Raw genomic sequence first — 13,629 nt, 5'->3', positions numbered from 1 at the left:
GCCCGGGCGGGCCGAAGCCGACCCGGACGCTGCCCGGCAGGTCAGAGGGGGTTCTCCCCTCCCCCGCAGTCGTAGACCCTGTGGGACTCGAACCCACAACCAATGGATTAAAAGTCCACTGCTCTGCCAATTGAGCTAAGGGTCCCCGCACCGGACGACGCCGATACGGCGCACCGACCCGCGCCGATGCATCCCCGAGCATAGCGGGACGTGGCCGGGACTCCGATCGGGTATCGGGACCCGGCCACGCCAAAAGTACGCAAGGTCAGGGATCGACCGGTTCGGGCGCACCCTTGCGGGCGGCCTCACGGGCGATCGTGCGCTGGTGGTCGGGGTTGAGGAACCAGTGCCGGGCCGAGGCCGTCCACCAGGCCGCGGCGAAGCCGAGGACGACGAGGACGGCGATCGGGGCGTAGTTGAACGTCTCCCAGGTGACGGGGGAGACCTGGGGCAGCATGAACAGGATCGTGATGACGGCCACCCAGACGACCGCGACGACCCCCACGGGGCGGGACCAGCGGCCCAGATGCCAGGGCCCGCGCTCGAAGGCGTCCCCCTTGCGCACCCGCAGCAGCGTCGGGATGACGTACGCGACGTAGAGGCCGATCACCGCGATCGACGTCACGGCGGCGTAGGCCGCGTAGTTGATGAGGTACGGCAGGCCGAGCACGAGGGCGCCCAGCGCGGCCAGCCAGACGGCCGCCACGGGGGTCCGCGTACGCGGGTTCACCGTGTGCCACACCCGTGAGAACGGCAGTGCGCCGTCGCGCGAGAAGGCGTAGATCATGCGGCTGTTGGCCGTCACCGACGCCATGCCGCAGAACAGCTGCGCGCCGATCACGACCAGCAGCAGGAGTTTCCCGGACGTGGCGCCGAGCGCGTCCAGCAGGATCTGCGCCGGGGGCGCGCCGGTCGCCGAGCCCAACTCCTTGTCGTACGACTGGATGGCGAAGGTGAAGCCGAGGAGAAGGACGAATCCGGCGATCCACGAGGTCCAGATGGACCGCACGATGCCCTTCGGGCCGGCCGTGGAGGCGTCGTGGGTCTCCTCCGTCATATGGGCGGAGGCGTCGTACCCGGTGAACGTGTACTGGGCCATGAGGAGTCCGATGAGGACGACGTAGACCCCGCTGCCCCAGCCCGTGTTGTTCACGAACTTCGTGAACACGAAGCCGGCCGACTGGTGGTGGTCCGGGACGAAGGTCAGCGCGCCGACGATGACGGCGACGCCGATGACGTGCCACCAGACGCTGATGCTGTTGAGGAGGGCGACGATCCCCACGCCGAAGGTGTTCAGGAGGCCGTGCAGGATCAGGATTCCGGCGAACAGCAGGACCGTGCGGCCCGGTGTCACCTCGAAGTCGAACTGGAGGTTCAGATAGGCGCCGAGGAAGGACGCGGCGCCGAAGTCGATGCCCGCGGTCACGGCGACCTGGCCGAGGACGTTGAACCACCCCGTGAACCACGCCCAGGCGGCCGCGCTGCGCTCCGGAGCGAGCCGGTGCGCCCAGAAGTACAGCCCGGCGGACGTCGGGTAGGCCGAACAGATCTCGGCCATCGCGAGCCCGACGAACAGCGTCATCAGTCCGACCGCGACCCAGCCCCAGGTGATCACGGCGGGACCGCCGGTGTTCATGCCGAACAGATAGAGCGTCAGGCAGCCCGACAGGACCGAGATGATCGTGAAGGAGACCGCGTAGTTGGAGAACGCCGACATGCGGCGGGCGAGAACCTGTGTGTAGCCGAGCTGGGCAAGCCGCTCTTCGTCCGACAGCCCACTCACTCTGGCGTCATCTGTCATGCCCCCAGCGATTCCCTCGTCGGGGGCATGACATGCGCTCCGGGGGAGAGCAAGTTGGCCAGAAAAGGCCCTTGCAGCTCTGCCGGCCGCCCGTGATCTTCACCCGCGAGCCGAACGAGCCCGTCCCCGTACGGGCGTCAAGGGAACCTCTCCCGGAACGGTGCGGAGAGGCGTCTGCCGTCCCAGGCGTCGACCTGGCCCCCAGCCGTCGCATCTCACGCACAAGTCGGCTGATCAGACAGTGAGTCGACAGCCGAGCCGAGAGCGTCTTCCACGCCTTCCCGCGCGGACAGCGAAGTGGCCCCCACCCGAACTCGGGTGGGGGCCACATCACTTGGCTAGATCAGCGACGGTCAGCCGTTGCGCTTCCAGCGGGGCTTCTCGTCACGACGGAACGAACCCGTGCCGGTGCCGGTGCCGGTCGTGCGGTGGTCGTCGCGACGGCCGGTCGGGCGGTCGTGGCCGGAGCGGAAGCTGCCGCCCGTGGGACGGTCGCCCTGACGGTCACGGTTGAAGGGACGGTCGCTGCCCCGGTGGCCGCCACGGTCGTCGCGGTTGAAGCCAGCGCCACGGTTGTCGCGGTTGAAGCCACCGCCGCGGTTGTCGTCACGACGCTCGAAAGAACGGCCGCCACGGTCATCGCGGTTGAAGCCGCCACCACGATTGTCGTCACGACGCTCGAAAGAACGGCCGCCGCGGTCGTTGTCGCGGTTGAAGCCGCCACCACGGTTGTCGTCACGGCGGAAGCCGCCACGGTCGTTGTCACGGCGCTCGTAGTTGCCCCGCTCGTCGCGGCGCTGACGCGGCTCGTACGCGGGACGCTCGGCCTGCTCGGCGACAACGGCCTCGGCGGCAGCGGTCTCGACGACGACCTGCTCGGCAACGGCCTCGGCGGCAGCGGCGACGGCCACCTCCGGGTCCTCGCCCCGCTCACGCGCGGCACGGGCGACCAGACGGTCGGCCTCCCCGCGGAGCTCGGCGGCACGACGCTGCGCGCGCTCCAGCTCCTTGGTGAGCTGCGTGACCTCACGCTCGGCCTGCTGGGCGGCGTCGCCCGCGGACTGGGCCTGGACCTCGGTCATCGAACGGGCGCCGGTGATCTCGGCGACGTCGGGCTCGAAGGCCGTGCCCGAGTTGATGATGTGACGCGCGGCGTCGACGCCCGCGTCCTCCATCAGCCGGAAGATCTGGCGGCGCTGGTGCGGCAGCGACAGCGACACGACGGTGCCGGAGCGGCCGGCGCGAGCGGTACGGCCGGAGCGGTGCAGGTAGTCCTTGTGGTCGCCGGCCGGGTCCACGTTCAGGACCAGGTCGATGCCGTCGACGTGGATACCGCGGGCGGCGACGTCGGTCGCGACGAGCGCGTTGACGTAACCGTCCTTGAAGTCGGCCAGCGTCCGCGTACGGGCGCCCTGCGTCATGCCGCCGTGCAGCGCGTCGGCCTTCACACCGGCGTCGCGCAGCTGCTCGGCGATGCGGTCGGCGCCCAGCTGGGTGCGGACGAAGATGATCGTGCGGCCCTTGCGGGAGGCGATCGCGGCGGTGACCGGCGCCTTGTCCTTGGGCTTCACGATGAGGATGTGGTGCGACATCGTCGTGACGTTGCCCTGGGCGCTGTCGACCTCGTGCGTCACCGGGTTCGTCAGGTAGCGCTTGACCAGCGTGGAGATCTCGTTCTCCATCGTGGCGGAGAACAGCATGCGCTGGCCGCCGGCCGGGATCTGGTCGAGCAGCTCGGTGACCTCGGGCAGGAAGCCCAGGTCCGACATCTGGTCGGCCTCGTCGAGGACGGCGATCTGGGTGTTCTCCAGCGAGCAGGCGCCGCGGTTGATGATGTCGCGCAGGCGGCCCGGGGTGGCGACGAGGACGTCGACGCCGCGCTCCAGGGCGTAGATCTGGTTGCCCATCGACGTACCGCCGCAGACGACCTTCATCTTGAGGCCGAGGACGTCGCCGTAGGGCTGCAGCGCGTCGGCGACCTGCATGGCCAGCTCACGGGTCGGCGTGAGGATGACGGCGCGCGGCTTCTTCTTCTCGGTGTGGCCGCCGGCGAGCTGCGTCAGGGTCGGCAGACCGAAGGAGAGGGTCTTGCCGGAGCCGGTGCGGCCACGGCCGAGGATGTCCTTGCCGGCCAGGGCGTCCGGGATGGTCGCGGCCTGGATCGGGAAGGGGCTGGTCACGCCGTTCTGCGCGAGCTTGCGGACGACACCCTCGGGGAGACCGAGGTCCTCGAACGTGAGCTCGGGGGCGGACTCGACGGTCTCGACGGTCTCGATGACCTCGACGGTCTCGACGGTCTCGACCGCGTCGTTGTTCTCGTTGTTCTCGGGCACGACGACGTGATCAGTACTGGAAACAGACATGCGAAATGCGAACCTTCCGGAGTTCTTCGGCACGCGCCCAAACTCCGTGAAGTCGCAAACGACCGCCTCTATGCGGTCCGGCCACGGCAAGGGAGAGTACGCGCCACGCGGCGCTCTCTGCGGCGGCGCCGGGCAAATGGGATCAAACGATCTACTACCATACGCACCCGGCCCCCCTGAAGGCAAACCGAGCACCGTACGAGCAGGTCACGGTGATTTCCTCGCCACCTGCTCACTCCTACAAAGCTACCCCGGCCCGGCCGACCGCGCTGTTGAACCGGCCACATTCAGGCCCCCCAAAGGCCGTGAACCCCGCCACACTCACGACGGCCGACGCCGACCGCCCGCCGTCCGCGCCGACCCGCGCCGACGGCCGCGGACCGTCCTTCGTGACCGACACCGGGCGCACCCCGGCCCCCCTCCTCTGTCGGCTCCTCTGTCGCCTGGTTCCGGCTCCGATCCGGGTCCCACAGCCGGCCCCGCCCCCGTCCCGACCCCTCCGCGCCCGCTACACCGGTGCGCCCGCCTCGGGTGCCGGCTCCCGCTGCACCAGCTGCGTCGCCTGCTCGTGCGCCGACGACGACGGCTCCGCCGAGCCGGGATCGGGCGGCGGCGGCGAGGAGGCGGGCGGGGGTTCGGGCGTGGGCTCCGCCGTCGTACGCGTGGGACTCGGCTCGCCGGGCGGCGCGGAGTCCGTGGACGGCCCGCCGCCCTTCTCCGTCGCCTTCGCGGACGGCTTCGCCCCCTCGGACCCCGACGCCGACGGAGACGCGTCGCCGGACGCGGACTCCCCCGGTTTCGCCGAGGACTTGCGGCCCTTGCCGCCCTTCGCGCCGTGCGACCCGACGCCGCCGCCGCCCACCGCGGTCCCGCCGCCGGGCGCCTCGCCGGCCCGCTGACCCGCCGAGTGCGAGGGCCCCGGCCGCTCCCCGTCGTCGCCGACGCTCATGCAGCCGGCGGCAGCGGCTACGGCGACGACCGCGGCGGCCAGACGGACGGATACGTACAAGGCGCGCACGGGCGGCCACCTCCGAACGGGGCGTCCCCCGCTCGACAGGAGCCGAGAGCGTGGGGAGGAACGGGAGTTCTCCCCGTTCAACTCCCGCCGCCCGCAGGAGGACACGCGGCCCCCGGGCCCAACCGGGCCCGGGGGCTTGCGGGGAACGCACCCCTCATGGGTGACGAGACGTCACGCGGGACGTCCGCGGGTCAGTCGATCGCCAGCGGAGTCTCCGGGGCGAGCGCGGCCGCGATGCGCTGGGCGACCACTTCGGCCATGTTGCCGTCGGGTGTGTCCTTGGTCTTGGTGGCGTTGACCGCGATGGCGAGCCGGTCCGACGGGAGATACGCCTGGATCGCCGCGTAGCCCGAGAACGACGGGTTCTGCAGGACCCATCCGTTGACCACGATGACGCCGAGCCCGAAGTGCTTGGCCTCGGTCTGCTCCAGGCAGATCGTGGCGGGACAGGTGGCGGTCGCGTGGCCGAGACCGACCGTCCCCGGGTTGAGCAGGGTGCGGTACGAGCGGTGCGAGAGGAGCTCGCCGCTGCCGATGCCCTCGGCCGAACGGGCCAGGTCACAGATGTGGGTGGTGATGACAGCGCCGGGCGCGGTGGTCCACGACGGGTTCCAGAAGGTCGACTCCTCGTACAGGCCGCGATCGGCCGTGAAGGCGTGCAGGACCGGCCGGGGGATGTCCGGCGTGAAGTTGTTCCGCGTGTTGCCGAGACCCAGCGGACCCGTGACCCGCTCCTTCAGGAACCTGTCGATCCGGGTGCCGGTGATCTTCTCCAGCGCCTCGATCAGCAGCACGTAGTTGGCGTGGGAGTAGCTCCAGTTGGTGCCCGGCTCGTACCAGAACGGGTGGCTGTACGGGTAGGCGAGCAGCTGCTGCGGAGTCCACTGGCGGAACGGGTGGGCCTCCAGCTCGGCCAGGAAGGCCGGGTCGGTGACGTAGTCGTGCAGGCCGGTGGTGTTGGTGGCCAGCATCCGCAGCGTGATCTTGTTCGCCTTGGGCACGCCGGGCAGCCAGCGCTCCACCGTGTCGTCGAGGCGCACCCTGCCCTCCGCGACCAGCTGGAGGAGGGCCGTGCCGACGTAGGAGAAGGCCACGGAACCGGCACGGAAGTGCATGTCCGGCTGGGCCGGGACACCGGTCATGGACTCGCCGAGCGCGTCGGTGAGGATCTCGTCGCCGTCCTTGGTGACCTTCAGCTCCACGGAGTTCAGATGGAACTCGGCCTTGGCCTTGCGGGTGATGTCCAGGACCTTGCGGGCCTGGCCGTCGAGTGGTCTCTCGGTCCTCACGCAGTCGCGTGCGTCGCGACTTCCGGGCCCCCCGGCGAACGCCGGTGCGGTGGCGGTGGTCTGGACCGTGACAGCGAGGAGGGCGGCACAGAGGAGGGCTTTGCAGACGCCCGAACGCGTGCGGGAACGCGTCGAGGAGGGGGTGCGGGTCATGCCCGCACTATGTACGGACGATTCGCGCCAATTGGCCAGAACACTCCGGAACTGGTATGAGACACCCCATGTGGGGCAGGCGGCCGGTCGCCCCCGGTCCTGCCCGGCCCGATCCGGCCCCTCAGAAGCCCCCGCGGGCCTCCGCGGGTCGCCGCGGGTCTCCGCCGGGAGGGTGTCGTCCCTGACAATGGCCGTGTGCTGGAGATGACGCGCGAAACCTTCGAAGAGCTCGTGAGCCAGGCCCTCGACCAGATCCCGCCCGAGCTGACCCGGGTCATGGACAACGTCGCCGTGTTCGTCGAGGACGAGCCGCCGGCCGACGACCCCGAACTGCTGGGCCTCTACGAAGGCACCCCCCTCACCGACCGCGGAGAGTGGTACGCCGGCGTGCTCCCCGACCGCATCTCGATCTACATGGGCCCCACCCTGCGTATGTGCGAGACCCCGGACGACGTGGTCCACGAGGTCGCCGTGACCGTGATCCACGAGGTCGCCCACCATTTCGGCATCGACGACGAGCGGCTGCACGAGCTCGGCTGGGGCTGACCGGCACCCGCCCGGCACGGCGGCGGGCGCCCGCATACCCGGCCCGGCACTTGGGCATACGGGACCAATGGTCCGCGTCCCCGTTGCCGCAACCGCCACCCTCCGCCGCATGACCGACCACGCCCGCCCGGCGCTGCACGCCCTCGCCCGCCGCCGCCACGGCCGGCGCAGGCGACCGGTGCTGGAGCTCGCCCCCCGGCCGAACCCGTACGCCCGCGCCTTCGGACTTCTGTGCGTGGTGCTGCTCGGCGCCTGGCTGGGACTGCTGGTCGTGGGCAACGTCCGCGTCCCGGTCGGCCCCATGAACACCACCATGACCCTGCGCCCCTCCCTCACCGGCGGCACGAAGATCAACATCTCCCCGCTCGGCGCACTCGAACTGCGCAGCCACGAGGCCCCGCTGCGCCTCGACGTCGACGTGGACCAGCTCGACCCGGAACGCTCCCAGGCCCTCGTCGACCACCCGGAGCGCCTCTCCGGCCTCCAGGACGAGGTCGCGCGGGACGTCGAGCACGGCACCCTCGACCTGGCCGTCCGCTCCTGCATAGCGGTGGTCGCCGGCGCCACCGCCCTCGGCCTCGCCGTCTACCGCCGCCCGCGCCGGGCTCTCACCGCCGGCGGCCTCGCCCTCGCCCTGCTGGCCGCCTCGGGAACGACCGCCTTCGCCACCTGGAACCCCAAGTCGGTCCTGGAGCCGAAGTACTCCGGGCTGCTCTCCTCCGCACCCTCCCTGGTCGGCGACGCCCGCAACATCGTCAGCGAATTCGACGTCTACCAGAAGGAGTTGGCGCGCCTCGTGCGGAACGTGACGAAGCTGTACGACGTCACGTCCACCCTCCCCGTCTACCAGCCCGACCCGACCACGATCCGGGTCCTGCACGTCTCCGACATCCATCTGAACCCGGCGAGCTGGAAGATCATCGCCTCGCTCGTGCAGCAGTACGCCATCGATGTGATCGTCGACTCCGGCGACACCATGGACCACGGCGCGCCGGCCGAGAACGGCTTCCTGGACGCGATCCCGGACCTGGGTGCCCCGTACGTCTGGGTCCGCGGCAACCACGACTCGCCCGAGACGCAGAAGTACCTGCGGCACATGAAGAACGTGCACGTCCTCGACGACGGCCGGGCGGTCACCATCGCGGGCCTGCGTTTCGCCGGCATCGGCGACCCGCAGTTCACCCCGGACCGCTCGGTCTCGCCGGGTGGCGACGCGGCGGAGGATCTCGCGGGCGCCCGTCTGGCCTCGGCCCTGCGCGACCAGCGGGCCGCGGGCACCCCGGTCGACATCGCCGTCGCCCACGAACCGTCGGCGGCCCGCGGGACGGACGGCGAGGTGCCCCTGGCGCTGGCCGGCCATCTGCACCACGAGGACATGGAGGTCATGAGGTACGGGACCCGGCTGCGCGTCGAGGGCTCGACGGGCGGCAGCGGGCTGCGCGCCGTCGAGGGCCAGTACCCGGACCCGATCGAGGCCTCGGTCCTCTACCTCGACCGGGACACCCGTCATCTCCAGGCCTGGGACGAGATCAAGCTGGGCGGTCTCGGCCTCACGACGGCCGAGATCAGCCGCCATCTCCCCGAGGAGAACCGGCCCTGAGCCGCCCTTCCTATCTGGTTTGGTCCACGTCCGGGCCACGTAGTACAGTCTGTTCGTGCCCAAGGGCACCGGTCAGGGCTTGACCGTCCCGAGCTTCCGTCGAAGCGAAGGAGAAGCCGAACCCTTCGGGGGGAAGCGAAGTCACATGCTTCTCACGTCCCTTCGGGAACGCGAAGACGAAGCAGAGCGGTACTGGCTCGCCCTCATCGTCTAGCGGCCTAGGACGCCGCCCTTTCAAGGCGGTAGCACGGGTTCGAATCCCGTTGGGGGTACGCAACACCGTGTGAGACACTGGCTACACGTCGCACGCAACAGCTTGGTCCTGTGGAGCAGTTTGGAGTGCTCGCCACCCTGTCAAGGTGGAGGCCGCGGGTTCAAATCCCGTCAGGACCGCTGAGGTTTCCCCGGAAACCTCGTGGCTGGGTAGCTCAGTTGGTACGAGCGATCGCCTGAAAAGCGATAGGTCGCCGGTTCGACCCCGGCCCCAGCCACAGCAGAGGCCCCGATCTTCGGATCGGGGCCTTTTTCGTATGCGCCCCGGGCGTCCCCCGTCCTCGACTTGGCATGTTTCATGCACGGCGCTGTCTGGCCGGCGGACACCGCGCTGAGCAGCACGACCACGGCCCACCTGGGCATCAAGGCGGTCTCGAACACGGCCAGGGCCATGGCGCACCGCGAGTCCCCGCCCCGGGAGTAGTTCCCGAGGGTGAACCAGGGGCCCGGCCGCGCCCCGGGAACCAGGCCGCCGACCGTCCCGGCGGGGTCCGGAAAGCGGTACGGGCGGGGCCGGACGGCCGGGGCCGCGCAAAAGCGTTCGCCAGTCATTTCGCCGAGGTGAGATCCTGGACCGCGTATGTCTACGCAACCCGCCCCCGCCCTCGGCGATCTCGCCGCCCGCCTGACCGAGCTGTCCCTGCGCGACGCGCACCGGCTCGGGCGCAGGCTCGAAGGCGCGCGCAAGATCCGCAAGCCCGAGGCCCGCTCCGCCGTGTTCGCCGAGATCGAGGCGGAGGCCACCAAGGGCGAGGTCCGCATGGCCGAGCGCCGCGCCCGCGTGCCCGCCATCACGTATCCCGAGCAGCTGCCGGTCAGCCAGAAGAAGGACGTGATCGCGGACGCCATCCGTGATCACCAGGTCGTGATCGTCGCCGGTGAGACCGGGTCCGGCAAGACCACGCAGATCCCGAAGATCTGCATGGAGCTGGGCCGGGGCGTCCGCGGCATGATCGGGCACACGCAGCCCCGTCGTATCGCCGCCCGTACGGTCGCCGAGCGGGTGGCCGACGAGCTGGACACGCCGCTCGGCGAGGCCGTCGGCTGGAAGGTCCGCTTCACCGATCAGGTGAACCCGGACGCCACCTTCGTCAAGCTCATGACGGACGGCATCCTGCTCGCCGAGATCCAGACGGACCGCGAGCTGCGCGCGTACGACACGATCATCATCGACGAGGCCCACGAGCGGTCCCTCAACATCGACTTCCTGCTCGGCTACCTCGCCCAGCTGCTGCCCAAGCGGCCCGATCTCAAGGTCGTGATCACCTCCGCGACCATCGACCCGGAGCGCTTCTCCCGGCACTTCGGCGAGGCCCCGATCGTCGAGGTCAGCGGGCGGACGTATCCCGTGGAGGTGCGCTACCGGCCGCTCCTGGAGGAGGACTCCGAGGACGCGGACCGCGACCAGATCACCGCGATCTGCGACGCCGTCGAGGAGCTCCAGGCCGAGGGCAAGGGCGACATCCTCGTCTTCCTGTCCGGCGAGCGGGAGATCCGCGACACGGCCGACGCGCTGACGAAGAAGAACTACCGCTTCACGGAGGTCCTGCCTCTGTACGCGCGGCTCTCGCACGCCGAGCAGCACCGCGTCTTCCAGGCGCACACCGGGCGCAGGATCGTTCTGGCGACCAACGTCGCCGAGACCTCCCTGACCGTCCCGGGCATCAAGTACGTCATCGACCCGGGCACCGCGCGCATCTCGCGGTACAGCCACCGCACGAAGGTGCAGCGGCTGCCCATCGAGCCCGTCTCGCAGGCCAGCGCCAATCAGCGCAAGGGCCGCTGCGGCCGTACGTCCGACGGCATCTGCATCCGGCTGTACTCCGAGGACGACTTCCTCGCCCGACCGGAGTTCACCGACGCCGAGATCCTCCGGACGAACCTCGCCTCCGTCATCCTCCAGATGACCGCGGCCGGCCTCGGCGACATCGAGAAGTTCCCGTTCATCGACCCGCCGGACCACCGCAACATCCGCGACGGCGTCCAGCTCCTCCAGGAGCTGAACGCGCTGGACCCGACGGAGAAGGACGTCCGCAAGCGGCTCACGCCGACCGGCCGCAAGCTCGCCCAGCTGCCCGTCGACCCCCGGCTCGCCCGGATGGTCCTGGAGGCCGAGAAGAACGGCTGCGCGCGCGAGGTCATGGTGATCGCGGCGGCGCTCTCCATCCAGGACCCGCGCGAGCGGCCGTCCGAGAAGCAGGCGCAGGCCGACCAGCAGCACGCCCGCTTCAAGGACGAGACGTCCGACTTCCTCGCCTTCCTCAACCTGTGGCGCTACGTCCGCGAGCAGCAGAAGGAGCGCGGCTCGTCCGCGTTCCGCCGGATGTGCAAGCAGGAGTACCTGAACTTCCTGCGCATCCGCGAATGGCAGGACATCTACAGCCAGCTGCGGACCGTCGCCAAGCAGATGGGCATCCCCCTCAACGAGGAGGACGCGCCCGAGCAGAGCGTCCATGTGTCGCTGCTCGCCGGTCTGCTCTCGCACGTCGGCATGAAGGACGTGAAGGAGACCGGCGGGGAGAGCGGCCGGAGCACGGGGAAGAACGAGTACCTGGGCGCGCGCAGCGCCAAGTTCGCGATCTTCCCGGGCTCGGCGCTCTTCAAGAAGCCCCCGCGTTTCGTGATGTCCGCCGAGCTCGTCGAGACCTCGCGGCTCTGGGCGCGCGTCAACGCCAGGATCGAGCCGGAGTGGGTCGAGCCGCTGGCCGGCCATCTCCTCAAGCGGACGTACAGCGAACCGCACTGGGAGAAGGACCAGGCCGCCGTGATGGCGTACGAGAAGGTCACGCTGTACGGCGTACCGATCGTCGCGCAGCGGAAGGTGAACTACGGGCGGATCGACGCGGAGGTCAGCCGCGACCTGTTCATCCGCAACGCGCTCGTCGAGGGCGACTGGCGTACGCACCACAAGTTCTTCGCCGACAACCGCAAGCTCCTCACCGAGGTCGAGGAGCTGGAGCACCGCGCCCGCCGCCGGGACATCCTGGTCGACGACGAGACCCTGTACGACTTCTACGACCAGCGGGTGCCCGAACACGTCGTGTCCGGGGCGCACTTCGACTCCTGGTGGAAACACAAGCGCCACGAGGAGCCCGAACTCCTCGACTTCGAGCGCTCGATGCTCATCAACGACCGGGCCGGGGCGGTCTCGAAGGACGACTACCCCGACTCCTGGCTCCAGGGACGGCTGAAGTTCCGGGTGACCTACCAGTTCGAGCCGGGTGCGGACGCGGACGGTGTGACCGTCCACATCCCGCTCCAGGTCCTGAACCAGGTCACGGACGAGGGCTTCGACTGGCAGATCCCGGGGCTGCGGGAGGAAGTGGTGACGGAGCTGATCCGTTCCCTCCCGAAGCCGATCCGGCGGAACTACGTTCCCGCCCCCAACTTCGCCCAGAAGTTCCTGGAGCGGGCTGTACCGCTCCAGGAGCCGCTGACGCTGACCATGGCGCGCGAGCTCAAGCGCATGGTCGGAGTTCCGCTGACCGCCGACGACTTCGACTGGTCACGGCTCCCCGACCATCTGAAGATCACTTTCCGGATCGTCGACGAGCGGCGCCGCAAGCTCGCCGAGGACAAGGACCTGGAAGCCCTGCAGCTCCAGTTGAAGCCGAAGGCGCGCCAGGCGATCTCGCAGGCCGCCGCGGCGACGGCCGAGCGCGAGGGCGGCGAGTCCCTGGAACGCACGGGGCTGACGGAGTGGACGATCGGCTCGCTCAGCCGCCTCTTCGAGACACGCCGGGCGGGCCAGCCGGTGAAGGCGTACCCGGCGCTGGTCGACGACGGACCGGCGGCGAACACCGTCTCCGTGCGGCTCTTCGACACCGAGGCCGAGCAGGCCGAGGCCATGTGGAAGGGCACCCGCCGGCTGATCCTGCGGAACATCCCGGTGAACCCGGGCAAGTTCGCCTCGGACAAGCTCACCAACGCCCAGAAGCTCGCCCTGTCCGCGAACCCGCACGGCTCCGTGCAGGCCCTCTTCGACGATTGCGCGATGGCCGCCGCGGACAAGCTCATCGCGGACTTCGGCGGCCCGGCGTGGGACGAGGAGTCCTACCGGAAGCTGTACGACAAGGTGCGTGCCGAGATCGTCGACACGACCGTGCGCACGGTCGGGCAGGTGCAGCAGGTGCTCGCCGCCTGGCAGGCCTGTGAGCGCCGTCTGAAGGCGGTCAGGAGCCCGACCCTGCTCGCGAACCTCACGGACGTACGGGGGCAGCTGGACGCCCTGGTGAAGCCCGGTTTCGTCACGGCGACCGGACTGCGGCGGCTGCCGGACCTGATGCGCTATCTGGTCGCCGCGGACCGCCGCCTCCAGCAGATGCCGACCGGCGTCCAGCGGGACACCAGCCGCATGGAGAAGGTCCACGAGATGCAGGACGAGTACGCCTGGCTCCTGGAGCAGCTGCCGCAGGGCCGGCCCGTGCCCTCGTCGGTCCTGGACATCCGCTGGATGATCGAGGAGCTCCGGGTCAGCTATTTCGCCCACGCGCTGGGCACGGCGTACCCCGTCTCCGACAAGCGGATCGTGAAGGCGATCGACGCCGCTGTCCCGTAACGGGGTCCGCACGGGCGGTGAGTTCGAC

The 13,629-nt window shown here is 70.0% G+C and carries 8 protein-coding genes and 4 tRNA genes; 7 read left to right on the top strand and 5 right to left on the bottom strand.

Going from position 1 to position 13,629, the window contains the following annotated elements; genetic code table 11:
• Positions 1-72 precede the first annotated feature (72 nt).
• From ACFWBT_RS22485 to ACFWBT_RS22465, 5 genes are all read right to left on the bottom strand, one after another.
• Positions 73-145: transfer RNA gene (locus ACFWBT_RS22485), tRNA-Lys, on the bottom strand.
• Positions 146-265: 120 nt separating this feature from the next.
• Positions 266-1,801 carry an amino acid permease gene (locus ACFWBT_RS22480; protein WP_385703051.1) on the bottom strand — a complete coding sequence of 512 codons (1,536 nt, stop codon included), beginning with the start codon at positions 1,799-1,801 and terminating at the stop codon, positions 266-268.
• Positions 1,802-2,154: 353 nt separating this feature from the next.
• Positions 2,155-4,164: a DEAD/DEAH box helicase gene (locus ACFWBT_RS22475; protein ID WP_385703049.1), complete on the bottom strand. Its 2,010-nt coding sequence runs from the start codon at positions 4,162-4,164 to the stop codon at positions 2,155-2,157.
• Between the two features lie 508 nt (positions 4,165-4,672).
• The gene (locus ACFWBT_RS22470; protein WP_385703046.1) at positions 4,673-5,182 is read right to left on the bottom strand and encodes a hypothetical protein; all 510 of its coding nucleotides are present in this window, start codon (positions 5,180-5,182) and stop codon (positions 4,673-4,675) included.
• A gap of 191 nt (positions 5,183-5,373) precedes the next feature.
• A complete protein-coding gene (locus ACFWBT_RS22465) occupies positions 5,374-6,624 on the bottom strand; it encodes a serine hydrolase domain-containing protein (RefSeq protein WP_385703044.1) in 1,251 nt (416 codons plus the stop codon).
• A 195-nt stretch (positions 6,625-6,819) separates the two neighbouring features.
• On the opposite strand from ACFWBT_RS22465, the gene ACFWBT_RS22460 reads away from it, so the two are divergent.
• The 7 genes from ACFWBT_RS22460 (at position 6,820) to hrpA (ending at position 13,601) form a co-directional block, all read left to right on the top strand.
• Positions 6,820-7,170 (top strand): metallopeptidase family protein, encoded by a 351-nt coding sequence (locus ACFWBT_RS22460; RefSeq protein ID WP_385703042.1) that lies wholly within the window; start codon positions 6,820-6,822, stop codon positions 7,168-7,170.
• 67 nt (positions 7,171-7,237) lie between these two features.
• On the top strand, positions 7,238-8,770 hold the full coding sequence (locus tag ACFWBT_RS22455) for a metallophosphoesterase (RefSeq protein WP_385703039.1): 1,533 nt from the start codon (positions 7,238-7,240) through the stop codon (positions 8,768-8,770).
• A gap of 199 nt (positions 8,771-8,969) precedes the next feature.
• Positions 8,970-9,042 (top strand) — tRNA-Glu (locus ACFWBT_RS22450).
• 46 nt (positions 9,043-9,088) lie between these two features.
• Positions 9,089-9,163: transfer RNA gene (locus tag ACFWBT_RS22445), tRNA-Asp, on the top strand.
• Between the two features lie 24 nt (positions 9,164-9,187).
• A tRNA-Phe gene (locus ACFWBT_RS22440) sits at positions 9,188-9,261 on the top strand.
• 80 nt (positions 9,262-9,341) lie between these two features.
• Positions 9,342-9,467, top strand: coding sequence for a hypothetical protein (locus ACFWBT_RS22435; RefSeq protein WP_385703037.1), 126 nt, complete (start codon positions 9,342-9,344; stop codon positions 9,465-9,467).
• A gap of 156 nt (positions 9,468-9,623) precedes the next feature.
• Complete coding sequence (gene hrpA, locus ACFWBT_RS22430; RefSeq protein ID WP_385703035.1) at positions 9,624-13,601, top strand: ATP-dependent RNA helicase HrpA; 3,978 nt, start codon at positions 9,624-9,626, stop codon at positions 13,599-13,601.
• Positions 13,602-13,629 lie beyond the last annotated feature (28 nt).

It is taken from the genome of Streptomyces sp. NPDC060027 (assembly GCF_042737005.1).
Lineage (GTDB): Bacteria > Actinomycetota > Actinomycetes > Streptomycetales > Streptomycetaceae > Streptomyces.
This window is presented reverse-complemented; position numbering and strand designations above follow the sequence as displayed.